Origin of the sequence: Olivibacter sp. SDN3 (assembly GCF_014334135.1) — a bacterium.
Lineage (GTDB): Bacteria > Bacteroidota > Bacteroidia > Sphingobacteriales > Sphingobacteriaceae > Olivibacter.
This window is the reverse complement of record NZ_CP060497.1, coordinates 5,229,038-5,253,219: the sequence shown is the minus strand read 5'-3', so window position 1 is coordinate 5,253,219 and position 24,182 is coordinate 5,229,038. Positions and strand designations below refer to the sequence as shown.

Genomic DNA, 24,182 nt, shown 5'->3' with positions numbered 1-24,182 from the left:
CTAGGGTATTGGCCAGGGATAGGAATCTCCGCTCATCTCTGTACCTTCACCATATAATACATTGGTAATGGACGAGAGGTAAGCAGACGAATTCGTTTGTGGTAAATCGTAATAGAGGAAAATTCCATATTCTTCATCTATTGTTCGTTGTGCAAGGGCAGCAGCGCTTGCTTCGCTTGATGGTTGTTGGTGAATCCATACCGCCGCAGGCCCCAAATTATTCTTATCCGTTAAACCAGCAATATTGGGTGCTCCATAGTTGCCGTAATAGGCCTGCCAACTATAGTTGATATAGTCGCCCGCTCTTTTGCCCTGCCATTCCGTGTTGGACGCTGCTGGGCCAATGTCATATAAGGAAATGATTTTATCGGGGATTAACTGACGTAATTCTTCTACTAGCATGACGAAGGAGCTGTCATTTGCAGCAGGTTGCCCGTTTTCACCGTATCTAGCATACTCGTCATCAAAGTCGATTCCATCTAAATCATAAGCATTTACAGCATCTGCCAGTTGTAAAGCAAAATTGTGTGCTGCACTTCTACTGGTAAAATTAGCTATTCCAACACCTTGATGATTTCCGAGAATGGATAAGAGAACTTTTATACCTTTGTCTTGCAAAGGTTTTATAATAACATTCCTATTTTCCAGTACTTGAGTGACATTTTCATTGTGATGAAGAACAGCCTTTTCCTGATCAGCATCGTAGTTTATATTTGAAGCAAATACAATTGCTATATCAAATAATTGTTTACCGCTTTGTGCTAAGGTATAAGAACCTGCATTAAGCAGGTTATGGTTGTTTACCTCGATATAAACCACACTTTTAGGCCCTTCTTTGTTTGCTGGATCGTTTTCGTTATCAACGGGATGGAGTTGCCCTCCTTTTTCACAAGCAATAGCGATAGCCAATAAAGATAATATTGGCCAGCACTTGAAATTAAATAATTTTTTGTCCATAATTTTGATTTTTTACTATTTAAATAAAATTATGAATCAAATTGTTTGTGCGTAAGATGATTTTGTAAAAGGTAATTTATGCTAATATTTTCGAATTAAAATGCGTACCTGTTTACAGGACGCCCCAATCCCAGATGCGTTTTTTATATATTTATGGAAAGTGTTGTAACTATTTCAGGAATTGTTTTATTTATGACGGTACCATTACGATGTTATTCTTCGATGATGAGCTGGAAGTTTAATTTTGTGCTTTGAAGCCTGCATGGGCCGCCGCTCAAAAAGGGCATAAAAGAATTGTTCATGCAAGCTTCATTACCGTTAAAAGACAAATTATTCGAATGAAAAAAAAGCAGATCCCCCTTTCGGCACTTGAGTTGGCTGTTGTGACAGCTGGAGGCGATGCGCGGAAAGCGATTGACCAAACTGTAGCAGTTGCCCAACATATTGAAGCTTTAGGTTATAAACGTGTTTGGCTGGCGGAACATCATAATATGGAACATATTGCCAGCTCAGCTACTGCCATTTTGATAGGTCATGTTGCCGGAAATACCAAACATCTTCGGGTAGGTTCCGGAGGGATCATGTTGCCTAATCATACGCCATTAATCGTTGCTGAGCAATTTGGTACTTTAGAAACACTTTATCCCGGTCGTATTGACTTAGGTTTAGGTAGAGCTCCGGGGACTGATCAATTAACAGCCATGGCTATACGGCGAAATAATATGCACGCTGCATACCAGTTTCCAGACGATGTGCAAGAGCTCCGTCAGTTTCTAGATAGCGAAAACGTTGATAGCAAAGTGCGGGCTTTTCCGGGAGAAGGATTGGATATTCCGATTTGGATACTGGGATCAAGTACAGACAGTGCACATCTGGCCGCAAAATTAGGCTTGCCCTATGCGTTTGCTTCACATTTTGCTCCGGCGCAATTTGATGCTGCGGTAAAAATATATAAACAGACCTTCCAGCCGTCTGAACAGTTAAAGGAACCTTACGTAATGGCCTGCGTAAACGTAATTGCCGCAGAAACAGACGAAGAGGCAGACTTTTTATCTACCAGTTTATACCGTATGTTTATTGGGATATTAACGGATGTACGACAGCCTTTACAAGCACCTGTCCCTTCCCTGAATCCTTATTGGAACGCTGAAATTCAGTATGCTGTCAATAAAATGACAGCCTGTACATTTGCCGGCAGTAGCCATACGCTTAAAGAGAAGTTATCGACCTTCATTGCTAAGCACGATATCGATGAACTGATGGTTACTTCCTACATCTATGATCAAGAAAAAAGGTTACAATCATTTACGATTCTGAAAGAAGCCTTGCAGGATAACTATTAAGACTTGAATGCGTTTAAAATTTTGACGCCCTTTGCTATTAATAGTCGATCTTATACGTTGGAAGTATTATACCGTTCTGATAATGCTTTAGATCGAGTAACGTCAATTTAATTTTTCTCTCACTAGCGCCAAAAAGAGGGATTCCCTGCTGGATGATAATCGGATTGACCTTTAGAATGAGCTTGTCGAGCAAGCCAGCGTCCAATAAGCTTCCAGCAAGTCCTCCGCCTCCGCACAGCCATAAAGTTCCTTCGGTGTTGGCTTTAAGTTCTTTAACATAATCGATAGCATTTCCACTGATAAGTTGTACATCGTCATTAGATTCAAAGCTAAGTGAGCTGGAGAAAATATAGTGTTTTACCCCTTTGTAAGATGGCTCTCCGGGCGATAAGCCGAACTGAAAGCCAAATTCATAAGTATTGGATCCCATCAATACCCCGGCACACTTCTGTATAAAAGATAAAAAGTCAGACACGTGATCCCCTTCGTAAAAGAAAAGCGAAGCGTCTGCCTCTCCGTTAGGTCCTGCAATAAAATGATCGACCGTACTAGCAACATAATAAGTTAACTCAGCCATTTTTAATTAATTATATCGTTCAGTTCTTGTGATCATTAACACCTTGCTTCAAGGTCCGTATAATACGAATAATGATCGGCGTTGTAACCAACAATAGAAAAAGTACAACAAAATAGGTTAGATAAGGTTTTAGAAAAGGCATCTTACCGGTAAGATACCCCGCTAATACGAAACTAAAGACATAAGTGATTGAGCCAATGCTTGTAAATAACAGGAAGCGGTAAAAATTCAGTCTGATCATCCCCGATACAATTGGAGCGAAAGTTCGTATAATTGGTAGAAATAATCCCACTATTAAGGCTACGGCACCATATTTGTGATAGAAATTCTCTGCAGATAACAGATAGTGCTTCTTAAAGAACCGCGAATTTTTCCGCTTAAGCAATAGGTGAGCTGTACGGTTGCCAAACCAATAACCTGTAGCATTACCTGCTGCCGCGGCTAAGGTCAGTAACAGGCAAACAAACCATATATTATAGTTATAATGACCGCTTGCGATTAATATTCCGGCAGTAAACATCAGTCCACCGCTAGGTACAAAGAAACAGAAGAAGAATCCGGTTTGTGCATAAACAGACAGCACAATTAAAATTAGTCCTCCGTAATCTATTAAGGATTTGGCATCCAGCATATCCAATGTGTTATATCATAACCAGGAAAAAGTATATTTATGGCCGCATTGAACCTATAAGCGTATTTTTCAAGGCTTAGATTTTTTTATACCGTTAAAGATAATAAGATTCGCTAATTTTAAGATTTAAAAATAGAAATATGATAGCACAGATTTTTGGGGCAGCCTTTGGCTTGCTTGCCGTTATTCTTGGCGCCTTTGGTGCGCATGCCTTAAAAAAAAAGTTCACTGTGGAACAGCAGCAAAGTTTTGAAACGGGGGTCAGGTACCAGATGTACCATGCCATTGTATTATTGTTATTTGGCCATATCGTTGATGCGTCAACCGAATTGGTTCAGGTAACTACGATTTTGTTTATTCTAGGTACAATCTTGTTTTCTTTCAGTATCTACGGTTTATGTTTAAGCTCAGCCTTCGGCAAGAAGCTCAGGTTTTTAGGGCCGGTCACGCCACTTGGCGGACTGCTGTTGGTAGGGGCGTGGTTTTTGCTGTTATACCAAGTCGTTATAAGCTAAAAAAACAAACTTTGAGAAAAACACCACGCACACCTCAAGGTGGTTTACTTACCTACCCTGTTTTTTTCACTACTATCCAAATCGCGTTGAGAGGTCTTTAATTTTTGATTTCCAAAGTTATAAGTAAAGGTAATGCGGCCCACTCTGCTTTCATACTGGTTGAAGATCCGGACATTCAGATTATTATAGTCTGTATGTACGTCATTGGGCCTGGTATTGAAGATGTCGGTAACAGCCAGTTTGATCTGTGCACGCTTGTCCCAAAATGATTTGTTAATACCAAGATCTATTCCCCATGATGTGCCAATCTGATAAATACTCCAACGTAAAGGAGACTGATATTGTGCGGTTGCCTCCAGTTTGAGGCTTTCCGTAATATTAAAGGTATGATTACTGTTTACCTGGACTGCAAATTTACCGAAGTCGATGGGGGCATTAGCTATATCGGCCTTATAACCCATATAAAAGTTATGAATGTTGGTGTTGCTGCTCCATACTTTGCCTACCGATATTGGGATATTTAGATTTAAAGAGTAAACCCGCTCTTTTGCTATGTTTTCCTGCGTGATTAGCAATACATTGGTTTCGTCATTTTGATACATCACTTCTCCCACCATATCATTCGTTTGCTGATATCCAGCTGTGATGTTATAATGCTTGAATAGGGTGTATGTTAACTCGTAGGCGTTTGTGAAAGAAGGATTCAAGAAAGGGTTTCCCTGTTGGTAACTGTATGGGTCAACATAGTATAAAAATGGATTCAGGTTACCGTAGTTTGGACGATTAATCCTTCTGCTATACGATATACCCAATTGATGATTATCTGTTAGTTTTTGATTGATCGATAAATTGGGAAAAAGATTGGTATAATCTCTTTTATTACGTGTATTTAATGTGATGGAATTTCCATCAGAGTAAGTATGTTCCATACGTAACCCAGCTTTAATCTCGGTGTTATTTATCTGCTGGCTATAAATGGCATATGCTGCCGAAACTCTTTCTGTGTATATAAAATGATTAGACATGCCCGTGTTGTTTTCCCAATTCCCGTTATTCAATATCAAGAAAGCCATGTCGTTGTCACTTTTTACGCTTCCGTATTTTCCACCTACCTCTAATTTACTATCCTTATTGAACGGATGGGTATAATCTATTTTAGCGGTTTGTATGTCGATAATAGAGGGCATATCGTTTAAGATAAATTCCGGATCGCGTAATTCATTGCCCGCTGCATTGTAAAAATAGTTATCATAATAGTGTACTGTTTTGTCGTTGAAGCGTGATATGTCAATTTCAGCAGCTAGCTTTCTACCATTAGTATCAATGTTAAAGGTATTGTTTAAATTAAACGATAGGTTATTGTACCGGTTAGTTCCACTATTATCGGTTATCAAAGAGGAATCAATCGGTCCGTTTAAGCCCGAGATGAGATTTGCGCTTTGCAGATCGTCTTTACCATCCAGGAAAAAACCAGAAGCCAGCGCGCTGATCGTATTTCGTTCACTGGTTTGATAATCGATACCCATACGTGCGTTATGGCTAGCTCTTCGATTATCCCAGTGTAAAGCCTGATCAAATACTCTTACTCCCGATTCCTGACCGATTGTTCTATAAAGATCTAGATCTCTAATGAAACGGTTGTTGGTGTATCCGTAAGAAGCGAAAAGATTGACCTTGCCTGTTTTATGATTGACTTGTAAGGACTGGTTGCTTTTATGCGTTTGTCCGTAGCCACCACTGAGGTTGACGGTACCATTGGTACCTTCCATTTTGTTTTTTTTGAGTTTAATATTAATGATGCCAGCTGTACCTGCCGCATCGTATTTGGCCGATGGGTTGGTGTTTAGTTCGATTGATTGTATATTGCTGCCATCCATGGAACGGAGTAAATTGGCTAGTTGCTCGGCGGAGAGATAAGTTTGTTTACCATCGATCATCACAATTACCCCTTGCCTACCCATTAAGCTAATGTTTCCATCTCGGTCAACCGTTACCCCGGGCGACCGTTGTAAAATATCCAATGCGGTGTTGCCAGCCGCTAAGGCGGAATTCTCGACGTTGACAACCAGTGCACCATCTTTCCGTTCAACAGGAGGAAGTTGAGCGGTTACGGTAACTTCACCGAGAGACTGTGCTTCCATGCTTAAGACCAAATCTGGTGCAGCTACTTGTTTTTGTTCTTTAGCAACCTCAATGTTTTGATAATTTTTACGGTATCCCATCATAGAAGCCATCAGGATATACTTGCCTTCTTTTTCTGCAGAAAGGGAATATAAACCCTTCTCATCTGCATATGCTGAACGGATATAGGAGGAGTCGGTTGCCTTTAATAAGGAAACGGTGGCGAAATCTATTGGATGTGACGTTTCGTCTTTTACTGTTCCGTTAATGGTTGCTGTTGTTTCCTGTGCAACTGTAGGACTGATGAAGAAAAGTAGAATACTGAACAGGCAACAGAAACCGGTAATTAAAGGATGTTTTGAGCAAATGGTAGGGCTTATTGTATGAATGGCTTTCATGATTTATATGTTTGTTTATAGCTCAAAGGTATTGCTAGCAAAACATCTACAGAATACGGTTTAGGTAAACTTGGTAGACTTCTCGGTAAACACAGCTTTTTTCTAGGTAAACGTTGTCCTTAATCATTATAATTAAGAGATGCCGCCTTTTACACAATGTTGCATGGTAAATACAAAAAAATCTCCAATGAGAATGGAGATAGTCAGTCTTCCAACTTGGTCTCTCTGAGACGTAAGGAATTGATTATAACCGATACGGAGCTGAAACTCATAGCTAATGCAGCGATCATGGGAGAAAGTAAGAGTCCAAACGATGGATACAGGATGCCGGCAGCTATCGGAATACCCAATACGTTATAGGCAAGTGCAAAGAACAGATTTTCTTTTATATTACGCATCACTTTAGTGCTCAATAATCGTGCTTTGACAATACCGATAAGATTTCCTTTTACTAGGGTTATTGCAGCGCTTTCAATAGCTACATCTGTTCCTGTGCCCATAGCGATGCCCACATCGGCTTGAGATAATGCTGGAGCATCGTTTATACCGTCTCCAGCCATAGCTACTTTTTTTCCTGTTTCCTGTAGACGTATAATCTCATTTAGCTTATCTTCCGGGAGCATCTGAGCTTTATACCCATCCAGATTTAGAGTTTTAGTTACCGATTTGGCGGTGTCTTCATTATCTCCGGTAAACATGAATACTTTTAAACCTTCTTGCTGTAATCTTTCTATAGCACTTTTGCTTGATTGCTTGATTTTATCTGAAATGACGATAAAACCAACAGCTTGGTTTTCAATGGCAAAATAGGAAACGGTTTTACCGGCTTTTTGTTCCTCTTCGACCTGTTTACGAAGGTTCGGCAACAATTTAGCCTTTACTTGTGTCATTAATTGTTCATTTCCTAAAGCAAGTGCCGTATCTTCTAATGTGCCTGTTACTCCTTTCCCGATAACAGCTTCAAAATTAGCAACAGGTTTTAGAACGATATTTCTTTCCTTACCGTAGCGCACCGTAGCCTGCGACAGGGGATGTTCACTATGGTTGTTCAAGGAAACAATACGTTGTAAAATGTCATTTTCCGAAAAATTTGCATCTACACTTATTACTTTTTCTACAGAAGGTTTTCCCTCTGTAATCGTACCTGTTTTGTCAATAACAATGACATCCACAGTATTCATTTTTTCCAGAGATGTGGCATTTTTTATAAGTACACCAGCCTGCGCTCCTTTTCCTACACCAACCATCACAGACATGGGAGTGGCCAGTCCTAGGGCACAGGGACAAGCTATTATCAATACGGCGATAGCGTTTACAAATGCATATACGTAGGAGGGGTCTGGCCCGTATACTCCCCATATTATAAATGTTAGGAGAGCGATCAATACAACAATAGGCACAAAGTACCCCGAAATTTTATCGGCCAGCTTTTGAATGGGTGCCTTAGAGCGACTGGCAACATTCACCATCTCGATGATCCGGGAGAGGAGGGTTTCCGATCCGACTTTTTCGGCAATCATGATGAATGATTTATTACCGTTAATAGTACCAGAGCTAACTTTATCACCCGCTTTTTTATCAATAGGAATGGGTTCGCCCGTAATCATCGACTCGTCAATATTAGCTGAACCTTCCTTAATACTACCATCGACGGGTATTTTTTCGCCGGGTTTTACCCGTAGCAAATCGTTTTCCTGTATGTCATCAACAGTTACTTCCCTTTCTTCACCATTAATAATTTTAGTGGCTTTATTTGGAGCCAACTTCAATAGTTCTTTTATAGCACTATTGGTTTTTCCGTGTGCACGTGCTTCTAAGAGTTGACCAAGCAGTACTAATGTGAGTATGACAGTAGCAGCTTCAAAATAGACGTATACTGTACCATGATGCGTTTTAAATTGGTCAGGAAATATATTGGGGAAAAACAAGGCAATCATACTAAAGAGCCACGCCATGCCAGCTCCCATTCCAATAAGTGTAAACATATTGAGATTCCAGCTTACGATTGAATGCCACGCCCGCTCAAAAAACATCCAAGTTGCATAAAAAATTACAGGTAAAGAAAGAATCAATTGCACCCAGTTCCAATAGTAGAGGTCCATTATATTAAATAAAGGGTTACCATGGATCATCTCTGACATAGCGATAATGAAAATGGGAACGGTGAAAATGGCAGCAATTTTAAATTTTCGAGTTAATAAGCTATAGTTTTTATCATCTTCTTCCTCTCCGTGAATGGGTACCAAGTCCATCCCACAAATCGGACATGCACCAGGTTGATCTCGCATGATTTCCGGATGCATGGGGCAAGTATATGAAGCGTCTTTTTGTACTGAAGGTTGTTGCACTAAATGCATACCGCAAACTGGGCAGTTTCCCGGTTTATCATATGTTTTTTCTCCTTCACAGTGCATCGGACAATAGTATTTACCGTCAGTTTTCTTTGAACTATTGTTGACAGGTCCCTCTTGTTTTTTATGTGATTGCTCTTTCTTATGGGAGCTTTTTTCATGGTGCGAGGGATGCGTCTCGATATTTGTTATAGTGTAATCACCTGCCTCAGATAAAACGTGTTGTAACTTTTGCAGGGAAACGTGTTGTTTCATGGTAATTTTTGCTTCGGGCGGGACCAACGTAACCACAGCAGAAATTTCTGGTATCCTATTTAATGCATTTTCAACTTTAATACGACAGCCATCACAGCTCATTCCTGTTATTTGATAAGTATGTATCATAAAGCCTAAATTTTCACATATAAGGATACTATACAAAGGTACTGTAACTTAAGCTTTTGTCGTCATATAATTTAGGGTATTCGTTATAATATTTATGGAACTGTTGAACGGTTCTGTTTTTTTACGTTTCTCCTTTACTTATTGGTGTGGTTGTTTTAGTGTTGTTTTTGAAATAATTGATTAAAAAATTATAATCGAGGTCTGTTCCGTTTGTTTTGATCAGTTGTATAATTTTTGGCTTAAGATCATTTAAGTGGAGAACAATCTGTTTTCTACAGAAACTTTCAAGGTCAGCCAATTCAGTTTCTCTATCACGTTCAAACTTAGAACTGTCTAAATCATTTTCTTTTAGCCATTGGCTGCGAAACTTTTGATATGTAGACGACTCGAGATCCATACGGGCGTACTCATCAAATTGTTCTTCCTCTTCAGCGATACACGTTGCTGCTAGATAAAGGTATTCGTCTTGTAAAAGCGCATCACAATAATTCTTGAATCCTGCTTCTTTATAGGAAACACCAATACTATCAAGTATATATTTTCTTATTCTTTTGATTGAATCTTTTTTGTCTTGTATATAAGTCGCTCTACGTATAGAATCATCTGTGGACGAAGCATGTTCTGTAGTGTTATTTTGGCACGACATCGCTAATACAAATATGGTTAGGTATAACAAGGATTTCAACATATTTCTCTCCGCTTTTTCTTTTAAAATGTTTCTTGAAGAATAAAAATAGTATTTTTCACCGGTATGCATGGCTTAATAGATGCCATCTCTCTGATCATTAAGAATAGTTCAAGGTTTTTATTGCGGACGCAGTAGGAGTTATCATAAAAATAACCGAGAGATAGGCGTGAACATCGACAATACGGTGCAGGGAAAATATTGGACGAAATAAAACTAAGAAAGTTTTGACATGTTCTGGTATTTATTTCTAAAATACCAAGCAGAAAATGCTGTTAATAAAATACCGAAGGTGGATAATATCAGAATACTATTGGAAAAAAAAGTTACCCAGTTAAGTTGAAGATGAAAAATCTCTTTTGAGAACAACACGCCTACACTGCCAGTGTATCCAAATGAGTCAGCCAGGTAGATTAAGAAGCCTACGTTTCCTGTATATTTAAAAGTGGCAATCAATCGTTCAAAGAAAATAGCATTGAATGGAATGTAAACCATATATAAACCTAAACCGGTATAGATCATCCACCATAAAGGTGATAGGTAAGTGTATAAATAGGCTACAGTTGCTAATCCAGCCAACAGGAAACCAATAGCTATTAAGAAATGCGTAACGATCAGTGCTCGATAGTTATTTCGAATCATTACCATACTACCTATAATGATTAGAATGATAAGCGTTATTGGTGTTTCTGTTTTGGAGAAAATCGCTGGCTGGTCAAAATATCCCAATTCTTTCCACATCTCGGCACCAAAATTATCACGTATGTCTCTGAAAATGGTGGCAAATGTATAAATGATAATACAAGCGGTAAGACCGGGATAAAAAGATCGTAGAAAAGTCTTACGTTGGGCGGCACTCATGGGTTTACGTTCCGTTCTGTCAGTAATGTCGTCAGCGTCTGGTGGAGGAATTTTTTCCATCAGATAAACAAAGGTAATAAGGGGAACAGCAAATAAAAGTCCCGTATAAAAAGGTACCCAAAATTGAGATAGGTGAAACTTTAACATTAGCCAACCACCCGCAGAACGAGCAAATCCTGAAGCAAAAATAAAACTAACGGCAAGAGCCGCACCAATAAAGTCTGTTCCTCTACGCCCTTCGATATATGAGAACACAACTCCCCATAACATACCTAATGGAAAACCATTTACAAAAAGAAAAACAATATTATAAGGTAGTGGTACAATGGCGAAGCATAACCAGCTAAGCCAAGCAATACCAGTTAGTATTAGTATGATGGTGCCCCTGCCGGTACGCTTCAGTTCAGAAATATACTTTACGCCATAAAACTTGGCAAGCATATAGCCTATCACTTGGCTGATAACCAATATGGTTTTATAGCTGTAACCAGCAACTGTAATGCCGTCAAATGTAGCAACAGTGAAAGATTTACGAAAGCCAAAAATCATGGTATAGGCAAGAAACACAATCACGGCCGCATAAATACTGGTTTGCCATTTGCTTCTAAGCATCGTTTATTCCAAATATTTATTGAAGATAAGCATTGGGATGGTCGGCTGAAAAGTGAGGTCTTCTGACAGACTGGACAAGAAAATCTTTTGAAAGAGGGAGCGGTGCTGGTCTGTAAATAAAATCAACATAGACGGCTTTTGTAATGCTATTTGTTTCTTCAAGTGATCAATCATTGGTGATACAATATCTTTTTCTTTGATCTGAAAATCCACTTTATAATTTACGGTTTCTTGCAGCATTTTGATAGTCTCTTCGTCAGGGGCTTGGGCTTGTAGGGACACCAGATGCAAGGCTTCTACCTTTGCTTGGAGTGGTTTGGCAAAAGCGACTACTTGTTTAATTTCATCTGAATAATTCTTAAGATCAGTAGCATATAAGAGTAAATTTATCGGTTGAGGTTGGTAGTTGGCAGGTGCAATTAAAATGGGAATCGGAGATTTTGAGATTAAATGGCTCGCAATGGTTCCCAAAAATTTCCCAAGACCACTGGCGCCGATGGTACTGATACAGATATAGGAGATGTCTTCTTGCTCCTCGCAATAATGCAAAAGGGAACTGTCTGCTTTTGCTCCTTCTATAACAACGTAATCTTCTTCCTGAAATGGTGCTATCTTCATCTCCTTATAAACTTCGGCCACAAATTGTTTTAATTTTTCAATTAGGTCATCATAAACGGCCTTATCTTTTTTCGGAGGTTTGCTAATCTTGGCAATTAACGGAGAAACGTATATAAACCGTAGTTTAAAATCAGTTAATTGCGCCAAATATATGGATAGGCGAATTCCTCCTTTGGAATTTTCAGAAAAATCTGTTGTAGCCAAGAGTGTTTTCATGTGATAAATATTAATATAAATCTTACCATTTATTTATTCAGCCATTTTCCAATGGAGTGAAATACTGCTTTCAAATAGATTTTTTATTGCACGCTATAACAAACTTAGATAAAATGCTTGACATTCACGAACACCGATAAAAACAAGATGGATAAACGCTGCGACTGTGTAAACGACTGGTTCAGTTCCCCGATGAAGGTGCGCTTAACTTTCGCATAATCGTTTTCTCTATTTCGATAATGATAAAAACTGCAATTCCTAGAATATAAGGATATACCCAGTCTGAAACTGCCAAGGGTACTGTTCCAAATATCCGATTCATAAAGGGCGAATACGTTATAAAAAATTGGAAAATAAATAACAATATGCCAACTATATATAATGCTTTATTAGTGAAAAACCAACGATTGATGGCGAAACCTCTAATGCTTCTACAATTGAACAGGTGGAACAATTGGGTTATGACAATGGTTTGCAGCGTAATCGTGCGAACAAGATCTTCGCTAAACCCTTTATTCAGCAGGATGACACTTAACCATAGCGTACCTCCGCCGATAAGGACTGATACCAATAATATGCGCCAGATGAAATAATTGCTGAGCAGTGGGGTGTTTACGGGGCGAGGAGATCTTTTCATCGTGCCTTTTTCTATATTTTCAAAAGCTAATGCCAGGGATACCGTTACAGAGGTTACCATATTAACCCAAAGGATCTGTACAGGTATGAGCGGCATCATGGTTCCGAATATAATGCTAGCCATGATCAGAAAACTTTCGGCGCCGTTGGTCGGTAGTACGAACAAAATGGTTTTCTTTAAATTGTCGTAAACCCTGCGACCTTCTTTTACAGCAGATACAATTGTACTGAAGTTGTCGTCAGCTAATACCATTTCTGAGGCATCTTTTGTAACCTCAGTGCCTTTGATTCCCATAGCAATGCCGACGTTTGCTTTCTTTAAAGCGGGTGCATCATTTACGCCGTCACCGGTCATTGCACAAATAAGGTTACTTGCCTGTAAAGCGTTCACTAGGCGAAGTTTATGTTCAGGGCTCGTCCGGGCAAAGATGTTATATTGTAATGCCGCTTTTTTGAGCGCTTCATCGTCCATTTGCTCGAGATCCTTGCCCTCGAGGGCATGCGCTCCGTCGCCAATACCCATGGTTTTGCCAATTGCCTTTGCGGTTTCTACGTGGTCTCCGGTAATCATTTTTACGGTAATGCCAGCCTCTTTGCATATTTTTATAGCATCAATAGCTTCTTCTCTTGGGGGATCGATGATGCCAGCTAATCCTAGAAACACGACATTTTTCTGAACATCCTCATGGTCAATCTGTGTGGTGTCTGGATCGACTATCTTATAGGCAGCACCAATTACGCGTTGTCCTTCATGTGCAAATTCAGAAATCTTATCCTGCCAATAGTTCCGGTTAAAAGGCTGTGTGGCTTCGCTACGCTGCTCTCTATCCGACATATCCAGCAGGCGATCTGGAGCACCTTTAATGTATATGAACTTTTTATTCATTCCTTCTACCGCTATTAGGGTAGCCATATACTTATATTCGGAATCAAAAGGAACGGTGGAAAGTCTTTCATATTTTGGAGTATGGGTATTTGCTTTATGGTATAAGGTAATTAGTGCGCCTTCGGTCGGATCGCCTTTTACCGTCCAATTATCCCGTTCGTCTTTCCCGAGGGTTGCTTCATTACAAATATAAAAACAATGTACCAGCCGTTCTAAGTCTGGAGTTGTTGTCGCATCAACCTCAGTTAAATCGCTCAGAATTTTTCCTTCCGGAGAATAGCCAATGCCGCTTACTGTAAAGTCAGTATCGTAAATGGCCAAAGACTGTACCGTCATTTCATTTTTAGTCAATGTTCCAGTTTTGTCTGAGCAGATCACCGAAACAGAACCCAGTGTTTCCACCGAGGGCAAGTTGCGGATAATAGCTTGTCTCTTGGCCATATTCTGTACGCCTATCGCCAATATGATGGAAAGAATTGCTGGTAATCCTTCCGGGATTGCAGCTACAGCCAGTCCAATTACAGACATAAGCAGTTCGTCCGTATCATAATTTCTTAAGAAATACCCGAAGAGAAAAGTCGCAAGAGCCACAAATACTGTGAAAAAAGAGACTGTCTGTCCAAACTTAGCTGTTTGCCTGAGTAGTGGTGTGGTAAGTTCTTCCACGCTCGTCATCATCTCATTAATCTTGCCTATTTCGGTGTCTTTTCCGATAGCGACGACAATACCTATCCCTGTACCACTGCTCACCGTGGTGCTGGTGAATGCCATATTTTTCTGGTCGCCCAATACAGTTTCCGCATTTAGTGTCGTTGTTATCTTTTCGGAAGGGACAGATTCACCGGTAAGCGGTGATTCTTCGATTTTGAGGTTATCGGCTCTGATAAGTCTAAGGTCGGCGGGTACTTTATCTCCAGGACTTAAAAGTACGATGTCGCCTAAAGTAAGATCGGTAGCAAGAATTTCTGTTCGTTCATTGTCCCGGATGACCTTTGCCTTAAGTGATAACATCTTTTTGATGTTTTCCAGGGCTTTTTCTGCCTTGTTTTCTTGAAAATATCCAATACAGGCATTAACTATAGCGACGATAACAATGACAATGGTGTCAATATAATGTCCCAAAACCGCTGTAATAATAGCAGCGGCAAAAAGAACGTAAATCAGTACATCATGAAAATGTTTAAGAAAACGAATGATTGGATGTTCTTGTTTTCTTTCTGGAAGTTTATTTGGGCCAAATTTTTCTAAACGGCTTGAAGCTTCTGGCTCCGATAGCCCTTGCACCGAATTCGTGTCGATGTCAGCGATAACTTCTTCTATATCTAAAGCAAACCATTGATGAACTGGGTGCGTATTATTATTTGTCATTTTTAATTCCTTAGTACTTTAAAAATAACTAGAGAATATAGAACAAACAACTCAGGTCTTAAATTCTAATGTAATTTTAATTGGAGGGGCCCGAAATTGTTAAAAGTCTGTTACTTTTGATGGATTGAAAACATGAATGGTTATGGCTAAGAATAAAACAGTAGAAGCTGAGCTAAGTGTCAACGAATTTATTGAAAAAATCAGTGATACCGAAAAGAGAGAGGATAGCTATCAGATTATCGATCTTATCAGCAGGCAATTGCTGGTTGAACCAAGGATATGGGGTACATCTATTATCGGGTTCGGTAGTTACCATTATAAATACGCTAGCGGAAGGGAGGGGGATGCTCCGCTGGTTGGTTTTTCTCCCCGTAGTAAGGCTATCTCTATTTACCTGTCATGCGATGACTACGAAAACCGCGAAGAGTTATTACAGCAGTTAGGAAAGTATAAGATGGGTAAGAACTGCATTTATATTAAAAGACTAAAAGATATTAATACGAATATTTTAATGAAAATGATTCATTATTCGATTTTGATACATAAAAAGTAAAATCGAGACGATTGACGCTTGTCGGCACATTATGCGCTACAATCCGTAGCTGCACGATCAATTCCAGTTAGATACCACTTACCACTAATCAAGGTTAATGTGAAAATTAACTCCTCGTCTCGATCTGCCGCTAAGATAATCCTCCTACTGTTATTTTTCAAGGCCTTCATCGACTCTATTTCCTGTTTCTCAATGGTGTCTCCACGATATGCTATCAAGTTTAAAGCTGTTTGCAACAGCTTTCCATCAGATTGTGCAGTGTCACTAAATAAGCCATGCTTATTCCATTGCAGACTGTCACAGGAAAAGATAGGTAGGTCTGAGTAGTTTAGTGCCGGAACCTGTTTTTTGATCGTTGGATAAGGTAAATAGTCTGGCACCGGTTGATTAAAATTAATGCTATCGGTTAAAAGGTAATGGTCAAACACGCCATTTCTAAAAATAACCGCTAAGCCCACGTCTTTATGAATTAATTTATTTAATGTATGCTCATTTTTATCCCCAAAGGCATTAATCGTCTGGATAACCGCATACTCAAAATCATCTGATACGGAAGTTTGACGGCCGCACGCCTGGATAAAGCTTGTGAAAGCAAAAAACACGATATAAGTTGACCGTTTGAGGAAGATTGTTAACATACCTATAGATATTTTCCTATTGAATTTGAACTCTTTTTATTTGTTCATCGAACAATTTCATCAACTTCCTGTTTACCTCACTAGTCTTTTTTATTGAATATAACAGATAAGACAAGCTATAAAATTAACAAAGAATATACCATATAATGATTATTTCGAATCTTTTTGACAAAGATTTAATAGCGGATGCAGTAAATTTGGCCATTAAAACAAGTCAGGCACCTATTAAAGATCAAACATATACCTTCACTACAAATTCGCCCTTACAGACCGCTGGTGTAAACAGGGTCTTACTTGCTATCAATACAGCACGGGTGTGGGATAATATCGGGAAAAAGCGGGAAGCGCTATCGTTAAATTTCACAACACTTAAATTTCTGATAAATGGAGGTAAGGAACCTTTCCAATATGGTCCAATGAGGTATGATTGTGCATCCACACATGGAAGGCTGCTACTAATTGATCGTTTGTTAAGCGCGGTCGATCATCTCTTGTCAAATAATGAGGAGCTTAGGCAAACAGGATTACATTATCTTACAGCTGCTATTAAGATGTTTAAGACAAATAATCGTGAATTACACCTCGTTTTGTGCTGGTTGACAGCCTACTTGGCGTTAATGAACATGGATTATTATGCTTTTTTAGAAAATGCGCCTCTGTTGTTTACTGATAAAAATGGCTTCTTGGGTGCATCCAAACGCGTAATGGCCTATCATTTTCTTTCTGTATTTCGCCCGAACTAACTATGCGATAAAGAATAATGTCGTAAATATTGTACGCTTTTCGTTAAATTGTCTGGGAAAATAATAAATATGCAAATACTGAATATATTGCAAGCGCCTGTACATTATAGTTTGCATTTCCTTTTTCCCGGCTTAATCGCTTGGTTGTTTTTTAGAAAAGAGTGGAAAAAAGCTTGGTTAGTTATGATAGCTACCATGTTGGTCGACCTAGACCATTTGCTGGCTGATCCGATATTTGATCCGAATAGGTGCAGTGTAGGGTTCCATTTACTGCATAGCTATCCGGCGATTGGCATATATATTATAGGCTTATTTTTCGCTAAAACACGTATTGTAGCGACCGGCTTGCTTTTTCATATGCTAACTGACTTTCAAGACTGCTTATGGTCGCGTTAGCTAACTTAGATCGATATTGTAGCGAATTTGGCCTTAATTCCGTTAATTGAAACAAATAAATCAATTATGTATAAATCAACACTTTACCTATTGTTTTTGGCCTTTATTTTTTATAAATGTAGTAAAGAAGCTACCGCACCGACCAGTATTTACGGGAGGTGGCAATTAACGGAAGAGTTAGCCGATCCGGGTGATGGTAGTGGTAGATGGCAGCCAGTTTCCAAAAACACCGATAAGTATATTATTTTTAATGAAGACGGAACTATAAAAAGTAACTTTTTTGGGGATATGGTGGCCTTTAGCATAAAAGGCGACAGTTATATGGAGATTACCAATTCAACGGATGAGCAAACTACGCTTTATTGGTATGAGCTAGTAGGTAAAACGTTAACTTTAAGTCCTCCTTGCATTGAGGCATGCGGTATGCGTTTTAAAAAAGGTAATCCATAACAACGTTTTTTCTGAGATCGCTATGTGTTTTGCCCCTTGGGAGTTTTTAAGTAAATTTCCTCTATAAAATAAATATTCAATGGCAGAGGAGAGACCGATAAATCACTTGTATATGCAACGCGATTATATTGCATATAAAAGGCAATTTAGCTAAGTTTGTAAAAGAAGGTTAGTGTTTAGAGGCATATGTATGCGTAAATTAAAGTTACCCCATATCAGTTTTAAAAAGATAAAAGGAAGATTCAATACCGGCGCCCATCAGTTTTCAGTCGATATTTTTCGACACATATTTGATAAAATTGATCAACTGGGTATAAAAAAAGGAGTTGATCAGTTAGGGCTCGATAAATTTATTAATCAGTGTGCCTTTTTGGCTGCTGGTTCAGGTGTTATAACAGGGGTAGGGGGGATTTCCACTATCGCTGTGGGTGTGCCGTTGGATATGGCGAATGTTATTGCGCAGCAATTTAGGGTTAATCTTGCTGTGACTTATAGCAAAACGGGAAATTATCAAATGCGATTTGATGAATTTTTCGCTATGCTGACCGATTCATTGAAGGGCAATACAGGTATAACCGTTACCAAAAAAGCGATGGAGGAAGTTGCAGAGAAATTGATGTTAAACATGGGAGCTAAAACGACAAGTAGGTTGGTGCCGATTGTGGGTGCAGTAATAGGAGGGTCTGCCAATTATCTGTTCATTAAGCGGGTTGCGGCATCGTTGAAGGCAGAAACTTAGTCGATATGTTGTGATAAACCTTTATTACGTACATAGTTCATTCGGTCTGTTGTTGGAAAACATTAGCTCTAAAAACATTCATTAAAGTTCCAAAACGGTTCCCTTCTAGCTATTTAACCTTAAAAAACCGTTTTGGAAGGGAGTCTAATGTATTAACACTGAAATAACCATTGTTTACATTGAATCGCCGATGTCTACAACCTCTATCTCAAAAACCAGGGGAGAATTTGCAGGAATTTTATCTCTTGCATCAGTATCATAACCCCAAGGGGATGGTGTAACGAAGCGAATTTTCGATTCTTTTTTTAATCCATGTTGAGACAAACCATTGACTGGGAAACTCTGGCCGTTATGATCTATACTCTGGGGTAGGAAGGCAAATTGCCACGCTAGAATAACCTGGGCTAAACTGATTTTTAGTGTTTCGTTTGTTGATGTTTCGTCTGTTTCGTCAAATACCGTTCCGTTAAGTAATTGCCCTTTGTATTTAACTTCTATGTTTGGTGCAATTAAACCATTAGCTCCTAATTTATAAGTATAAGAATCTTGTTGTCCGGGTTGAAGTACTTCAAACCAAATACCGGTTGTAGTATCTAATACGGGATTATTAAATTCATTTTGAGGATCTTCTACATACGCTTTAAGCAACGGTGCTTGCTCTTCGATTAATTTTTTTCTACGAGCATTTTCGATGGAGTCCTGACGTGCCTGTTCTTCTGCTATACGATCAAAATCATCATTCTTGTTACAGGCAGTTAATAGAATGATAGTACCAAAAATTAAAAAAAGGAGTTTGTTGATGTGTTTCATGTTTACTATTGTTTATTTTTTGCTGCATTTTATATATGGCATTGTCTAAACGAAACGAATGACGTTAATGCTACAGTGTTTTCAATTTATTTGAGCAATGTCTGGATATCTGCGAGATCTCTGATGTTTTGACCTTGATGTGTTGAAAGCATTGAAGACGCATTTGGGATAATAAAATCAAAAACATAGGCTTGCAATAATACGATCAGGCAGATAAGGAGTAAGAGAATAAAACTATGCTTTAGCGTGAATCGTAACAATTGAAATTCTTGCCCGATCAAACCTCCTCCTGCGGCTGCGACGGCGATGGACTGTGGCGATATCATCTTGCCTACAACGCCTCCCGACGCATTGGCCGCAACGGTGATGAGTGGATTGATCCCAATCTTTTGGGCAGTTTCGTACTGCAATTTTCCGAATAAGGCATTTGAAGACGTGTCAGAACCGGTAATAAAGACACCGAACCAACCCAAAATAGGGGCAAAAAAAGGAAACAAGACTCCTGTATTAGCCATGGCCATCGCTAAGGTTAGGGTGATGCCTGAATCATTCAACAAATAGGCAAATCCCATAATGAAGCTGATGGTCAGGAGGGCGTATTTTAGCTGTCGTAAGGTGGCCAGGTAAATGAAAATAGCTTTCCGGAATGATAGCTTGATTATGGGCAATGCGAGTAGCGAAGCAAATAAAATGGCAGTTCCGGGTGTGGAAAGGTAGTTAAACTGAATAATTTTGGCTACCGGTTGTCCTTGAGGGTCTTGCAGTACATGATGGATGCCGGGCATAGCTGCCGCTAAACTTCCCAATTGGTCAAGGTGTTCCCTCACCGCTGGAACACCCCATAACATGATGAATAAGGTGAGTAGTAAAAACGGACTAAAGGCCTTGAATACTAAAGATTTTGGAGTTCTATTAACCGGAGAAGCGAAAACGGTTTGGTTACCCGCTGTCTTCCAGCTTTTCTTTGGTTTCCAGTATTTCAAGAATAATAAAAGAGCTACTAATGAACCTATTCCGGCGATAATATCGGGTAAGGTAGGCCCTAAGTAATTGGACGAAAACCATTGTAGAACAGCAAATGAAATACCTGATACGAATAAGGCCGGAAATACACTTTTGATCTGTTTAGGTCCGGCCATGATGGCAATTAAATAAAAAGGTAACAGCAATGATAATAGCGGAAGTGTTCTACCTACCATTTGTGAAACAGCCATTTCGGGTAATCCGGAGATCTGGGATAACACGATAATAGGTATACCCACAGCACCATAGGCTACAGGTGCTGTGTTGGCTATCAGGCAAATGCCTGCTGCATATAGCGGTTTAAATCCCAGACCTGCCAGCATGGCTGCGGTAATAACCACCGGAGCGCCATAGCCTGCAGTACCTTCCAAAAAGGCTCCGAACGAAAAGGCAATTAATAATACCTGCAATCGCTGATCTGTAGTGATGCCTGAAATGAATTGTTTGATCAACTCAAATTGTCCACTTTTTACGATGATGTTAAACAGAAATAAGGCATTCACGACAATCCAACATACAGGGAAAAGACCATAAATGATACCGTAAGTCGTAGAAAAGACGGCCAATTTAAAAGGCATGTGGTATACCGTGCAAGCGACAATAAACGCTACGGCCATGGCCAACATGCTGGCCAGGTGTCCAGGCATTTTACGTATGATCAATGCCCAAAAAATAGCCAGTATCGGTAGCAGGGCCAATATAACTGACCAGAACATAGAAGAGGTCGGGTTCAATGACGGGCTCCAAGTCATGGTGTATTTGGTTGAGGGGATATGCGGATAAATTTCTTTTTACTTTCTCTTGGCAATTGAAACACCTCGCCGACTTCATTCAAATAATAGAGGTGTGATATAGATGGTTTGCGGGCATGTCCATCCGCCCAAATACCATAAAATTCGGGTTGGGCATGACGCGGTTGGCGTACATAACTGTGGTTCATTTCACTGTTTTTTGTAACTTGCTGTGCTAACGACCAGGTTTTACCTTCATCTTTGCTGGTCCATTTGGCTATTTCTCCACCAGGATTGAATGCCTGTGGCCCGTTTTGGGTGGGACCTATAATGCTGATGCTCCCGTCTTTTTCCGGATAGATGGATCCCATATCATAATTGCTGTCTGATTGGGTGACAACATGGTTAGCCCATTGTCCATCGATAAATTGGGATAATGTCCAGTTTCTTGGAGCATTTTGCGGCCCGGCCTCATACCCTTTACTGGTAATTGTTAAAATAAGCGGTTTGCCCGAAGCATCAAAATCGATGTCAAGCAGGTAGCTGTTAAGCTTATCCGCAGCATAGTCATTGATCAAGGCAGGGTTTTGCTTGTCTGTCAAGGGAAGATTAACCATTTCGCCCGAGGCTGTCTTCCAGGTTTTGCCGAAATCCGATGTTTCCAGATAATAGAGGTTTGTTCGATAATTTAAACCTTTACCTTTTGGGTGGTAATCGAATGCCACACCTATTTTGCCATTTTGCTCGGCACTGATCTGATAATGCCCTTCTTCAATATGTGCAAGCACCTGCCATTGGTTCCAGTCTACTCCATCCGCACTGGTATTGAAACCGATCACTCGCTGGCCCTTATTGTTATACTTGGTGAACAACGCGATGAAGCCTTGATCAGCAAGATGATAGACCTGAAAATAAGAAAAATTGTTAAAGGCCTTTGTTTGCCCGCTATCTATTTCTGTAGCCTGTACAAGCTCAAATTTTTTGATATTGTATGGTTTCTTCGACTTCGATATATAGGATGGCCTGGATGTGCCATGTGAGGTAGAAAAAATCCAGATATAACCTTCATTATCTAAAGAAATCACCGGGTTGTCATGCGCATCGGTCGTTTTTTTATCCAATAAAATCGTTGGATTGGCTATCCGGCCCTTTTTATGGTCATAATAGGATACATTGTGGTAAAGGGTTGTGTTTGCTTCGTCCGTTCCACCAAAGCAGAAGAACGTCTTTTTGGAATCCTCTGAGTAGATGGCAAATGGGCGATGATTGGCTGGATAGGTGCCCAGCCCCCCACTGTATTTATATGCGTATTCATCGTTGGAGGGCTGATTCATGTACCAGATACCTTTGAAGCCATTGGCTTTTTTTTGAATAAGCTCACCTACCGCATATTGTGCGTCGGGGTGAACCGCTTTTTGCCCAAAGCAATAATAAACGGATAGGAAGAGTAAAACGTTGAGCGTTGTTATGGTTTTGCTTAAATGATATGTTTTCATTAGTATCCGGGGTTTTGTCTGATCTGATCAGGGTTAATATCTATTTGTACTTGCGGTATAGGAAAAACGAGTTGGTGCTCCTGTATGGATTTACCTTGGGCACGAAGCGTCTCCAATGCCCGACCGGTCCTTACCAGATCGAACCAACGATGGTTTTCAAAAGCAAGCTCCACACGTCTTTCGTGGGCCAGTACCTCCCTGAAGCTGCTCTGATCGGGAAGTATAGCGCTTGTTATAGCTGCGAGACCTGCACGTTGCCGTATACGGTTTAATATTTCAAAAGCTTCGCCATCGGGCGCATATCCGAGTTCATTTAACGCTTCGGCCCGCATTAATAGTATATCCGCATAACGCAATATAGGCCAATTGTTATCGGCATCACCAGCGGCAAACAAGGCGGGATCTAAATATTTGGTCACATACCGGATGGCTACAAATTGATCGCCATCCTGGTACCCATCCGCCATGGAGGCGGCACGTCTTTGATCTCCTGTTTCATAAATGCTAGCCATTTCAGCTGTGGGATGATTTTGCCCTCCTCCGGCACCTATGGTCGTAACAATCTGGCCAGATAGACGGGGAGCAAAGGCATTATTAAAAGGGCTGCCGAGTCCGAAGCCACCCTTTATATATTGAACTTCAAATAAGGATTCGACGTTGTTCTTGTTTGGAATAGCAAATACAGCGGCATACGATGGCATTAAATCGTATACACCTAAATCCATCACTGCTTTTGCTTGGTTGGCGGCCTCCTGCCAGTTCTGCTGGGTGAGATAAACTTTTGTTAATAGGCCTCTTGCTGCGCCGGAGGTTGCTCTGCCGATATCGGCGGCGGCATATGTAACAGGTAAATTTTCAATGGCAAAGTTGAGGTCCGCAACAATTTGTGCATATACTTCTGCGCTGGGGTCACGGGTGTAGTCATAACCTTCCTGTACATCGGTTATTTCTCTTGTTACCAAAGGGATGTCTCCAAAAGTTCGAACCATGTTAAAATACATAAGCGCCCTTAAAAAAAAACATTCGGCTACATAACGGTTCTTGAGTGTCTCATCCATCTCTATGGCAGGAATACGATCGATTACCGCATTGCAGCGTAAAATGCCTTCGTAATGATGGTTCCACATATTGTTGAGGATACCGTTATTGGTTAAGGTGGTGAACGCATCGATCTGACTGTTATCTATACCTGCCTGTGCATCCAATATCTCGGTATTATCAGAGGCTACCTCGCCAACGGTATACATGGCGGCGTTATATTGTCCTCCAGTACGTAGTGAGGCATAGGCGGCATTCACCGCGTTCAGCATATCCTCCTCATTGCGGTAAAAATTCTCTGTATTGGTATCGGAGATCGGAGCGAGATTCAGAAAATCTTTCTGACAACCGCTAAATAAAGCGATTAACAGTATACTATATATTAATATCTTTCTCATCATATTTT

General features: G+C 40.0%; 21 protein-coding genes. 7 read left to right on the top strand and 14 right to left on the bottom strand.

Features of this window, described 5'->3' with window-relative positions:
• Window positions 1–957: an endo-beta-N-acetylglucosaminidase H gene (locus tag H8S90_RS22160; protein WP_187339968.1), complete on the bottom strand. Its 957-nt coding sequence runs from the start codon at window positions 955–957 to the stop codon at window positions 1–3.
• 338 nt (window positions 958–1,295) lie between these two features.
• On the opposite strand from H8S90_RS22160, the gene H8S90_RS22155 reads away from it, so the two are divergent.
• Complete coding sequence (locus H8S90_RS22155; protein WP_187339967.1) at window positions 1,296–2,300, top strand: LLM class flavin-dependent oxidoreductase; 1,005 nt, start codon at window positions 1,296–1,298, stop codon at window positions 2,298–2,300.
• A gap of 37 nt (window positions 2,301–2,337) precedes the next feature.
• Here H8S90_RS22155 and H8S90_RS22150 read toward each other — a convergent pair whose 3' ends face one another.
• Together H8S90_RS22150 and H8S90_RS22145 are read right to left on the bottom strand one after the other, a co-directional pair.
• On the bottom strand, window positions 2,338–2,877 hold the full coding sequence (locus tag H8S90_RS22150; RefSeq protein WP_187339966.1) for a dihydrofolate reductase family protein: 540 nt from the start codon (window positions 2,875–2,877) through the stop codon (window positions 2,338–2,340).
• A gap of 19 nt (window positions 2,878–2,896) precedes the next feature.
• Entirely contained in the window at window positions 2,897–3,508 is a 612-nt protein-coding gene (locus tag H8S90_RS22145) for a DedA family protein (protein ID WP_187339965.1), read from the bottom strand.
• A gap of 140 nt (window positions 3,509–3,648) precedes the next feature.
• On the opposite strand from H8S90_RS22145, the gene H8S90_RS22140 reads away from it, so the two are divergent.
• The gene (locus H8S90_RS22140; RefSeq protein ID WP_187339964.1) at window positions 3,649–4,023 is read left to right on the top strand and encodes a DUF423 domain-containing protein; all 375 of its coding nucleotides are present in this window, start codon (window positions 3,649–3,651) and stop codon (window positions 4,021–4,023) included.
• Window positions 4,024–4,067: 44 nt separating this feature from the next.
• Here H8S90_RS22140 and H8S90_RS22135 read toward each other — a convergent pair whose 3' ends face one another.
• The 6 genes from H8S90_RS22135 to H8S90_RS22110 all read right to left on the bottom strand — a co-directional run bounded on the left by H8S90_RS22135 (window position 4,068) and on the right by H8S90_RS22110 (window position 15,159).
• Complete coding sequence (locus H8S90_RS22135; protein WP_187339963.1) at window positions 4,068–6,542, bottom strand: TonB-dependent receptor domain-containing protein; 2,475 nt, start codon at window positions 6,540–6,542, stop codon at window positions 4,068–4,070.
• A 203-nt stretch (window positions 6,543–6,745) separates the two neighbouring features.
• On the bottom strand, window positions 6,746–9,277 hold the full coding sequence (locus H8S90_RS22130; protein ID WP_187339962.1) for a heavy metal translocating P-type ATPase: 2,532 nt from the start codon (window positions 9,275–9,277) through the stop codon (window positions 6,746–6,748).
• 121 nt (window positions 9,278–9,398) lie between these two features.
• Window positions 9,399–10,034: a hypothetical protein gene (locus H8S90_RS22125; protein WP_187339961.1), complete on the bottom strand. Its 636-nt coding sequence runs from the start codon at window positions 10,032–10,034 to the stop codon at window positions 9,399–9,401.
• 144 nt (window positions 10,035–10,178) lie between these two features.
• On the bottom strand, window positions 10,179–11,435 hold the full coding sequence (locus tag H8S90_RS22120; RefSeq protein WP_187339960.1) for a DUF5690 family protein: 1,257 nt from the start codon (window positions 11,433–11,435) through the stop codon (window positions 10,179–10,181).
• Window positions 11,436–11,438: 3 nt separating this feature from the next.
• Window positions 11,439–12,269, bottom strand: a complete 831-nt coding sequence (locus tag H8S90_RS22115) for a universal stress protein (RefSeq protein ID WP_187339959.1) — start codon at window positions 12,267–12,269, stop codon at window positions 11,439–11,441.
• 181 nt (window positions 12,270–12,450) lie between these two features.
• Entirely contained in the window at window positions 12,451–15,159 is a 2,709-nt protein-coding gene (locus tag H8S90_RS22110) for a cation-transporting P-type ATPase (protein ID WP_187339958.1), read from the bottom strand.
• Window positions 15,160–15,301: 142 nt separating this feature from the next.
• On the opposite strand from H8S90_RS22110, the gene H8S90_RS22105 reads away from it, so the two are divergent.
• Window positions 15,302–15,712, top strand: a complete 411-nt coding sequence (locus H8S90_RS22105) for a DUF1801 domain-containing protein (RefSeq protein WP_187339957.1) — start codon at window positions 15,302–15,304, stop codon at window positions 15,710–15,712.
• A 29-nt stretch (window positions 15,713–15,741) separates the two neighbouring features.
• Here H8S90_RS22105 and H8S90_RS22100 read toward each other — a convergent pair whose 3' ends face one another.
• Window positions 15,742–16,350, bottom strand: a complete 609-nt coding sequence (locus H8S90_RS22100; protein WP_187339956.1) for a hypothetical protein — start codon at window positions 16,348–16,350, stop codon at window positions 15,742–15,744.
• A gap of 146 nt (window positions 16,351–16,496) precedes the next feature.
• Here H8S90_RS22100 and H8S90_RS22095 point away from each other — a divergent pair, with 146 nt between their 5' ends.
• The 4 genes from H8S90_RS22095 (at window position 16,497) to H8S90_RS22080 (ending at window position 18,678) form a co-directional block, all read left to right on the top strand.
• Window positions 16,497–17,093: a hypothetical protein gene (locus H8S90_RS22095; RefSeq protein WP_187339955.1), complete on the top strand. Its 597-nt coding sequence runs from the start codon at window positions 16,497–16,499 to the stop codon at window positions 17,091–17,093.
• 69 nt (window positions 17,094–17,162) lie between these two features.
• Window positions 17,163–17,489 carry a DUF6122 family protein gene (locus H8S90_RS22090; RefSeq protein WP_187339954.1) on the top strand — a complete coding sequence of 109 codons (327 nt, stop codon included), beginning with the start codon at window positions 17,163–17,165 and terminating at the stop codon, window positions 17,487–17,489.
• Between the two features lie 66 nt (window positions 17,490–17,555).
• Entirely contained in the window at window positions 17,556–17,939 is a 384-nt protein-coding gene (locus H8S90_RS22085; protein ID WP_187339953.1) for a hypothetical protein, read from the top strand.
• Window positions 17,940–18,129: 190 nt separating this feature from the next.
• Window positions 18,130–18,678: a hypothetical protein gene (locus H8S90_RS22080; RefSeq protein ID WP_187339952.1), complete on the top strand. Its 549-nt coding sequence runs from the start codon at window positions 18,130–18,132 to the stop codon at window positions 18,676–18,678.
• A gap of 174 nt (window positions 18,679–18,852) precedes the next feature.
• Here H8S90_RS22080 and H8S90_RS22075 read toward each other — a convergent pair whose 3' ends face one another.
• The 4 genes from H8S90_RS22075 to H8S90_RS22060 all read right to left on the bottom strand — a co-directional run bounded on the left by H8S90_RS22075 (window position 18,853) and on the right by H8S90_RS22060 (window position 24,177).
• Window positions 18,853–19,488, bottom strand: coding sequence for an FKBP-type peptidyl-prolyl cis-trans isomerase (locus tag H8S90_RS22075; protein WP_187339951.1), 636 nt, complete (start codon window positions 19,486–19,488; stop codon window positions 18,853–18,855).
• Window positions 19,489–19,574: 86 nt separating this feature from the next.
• Window positions 19,575–21,263, bottom strand: coding sequence for an L-lactate permease (locus H8S90_RS22070; protein ID WP_187339950.1), 1,689 nt, complete (start codon window positions 21,261–21,263; stop codon window positions 19,575–19,577).
• Complete coding sequence (locus H8S90_RS22065) at window positions 21,260–22,738, bottom strand: BNR-4 repeat-containing protein (RefSeq protein ID WP_187339949.1); 1,479 nt, start codon at window positions 22,736–22,738, stop codon at window positions 21,260–21,262. The genes H8S90_RS22070 and H8S90_RS22065 overlap by 4 nt, the downstream gene beginning before the upstream one ends.
• The gene (locus H8S90_RS22060; RefSeq protein ID WP_222852165.1) at window positions 22,738–24,177 is read right to left on the bottom strand and encodes a RagB/SusD family nutrient uptake outer membrane protein; all 1,440 of its coding nucleotides are present in this window, start codon (window positions 24,175–24,177) and stop codon (window positions 22,738–22,740) included. Before H8S90_RS22060 ends, H8S90_RS22065 begins: the two co-directional genes overlap by 1 nt.
• Window positions 24,178–24,182: the final 5 nt, after the last annotated feature.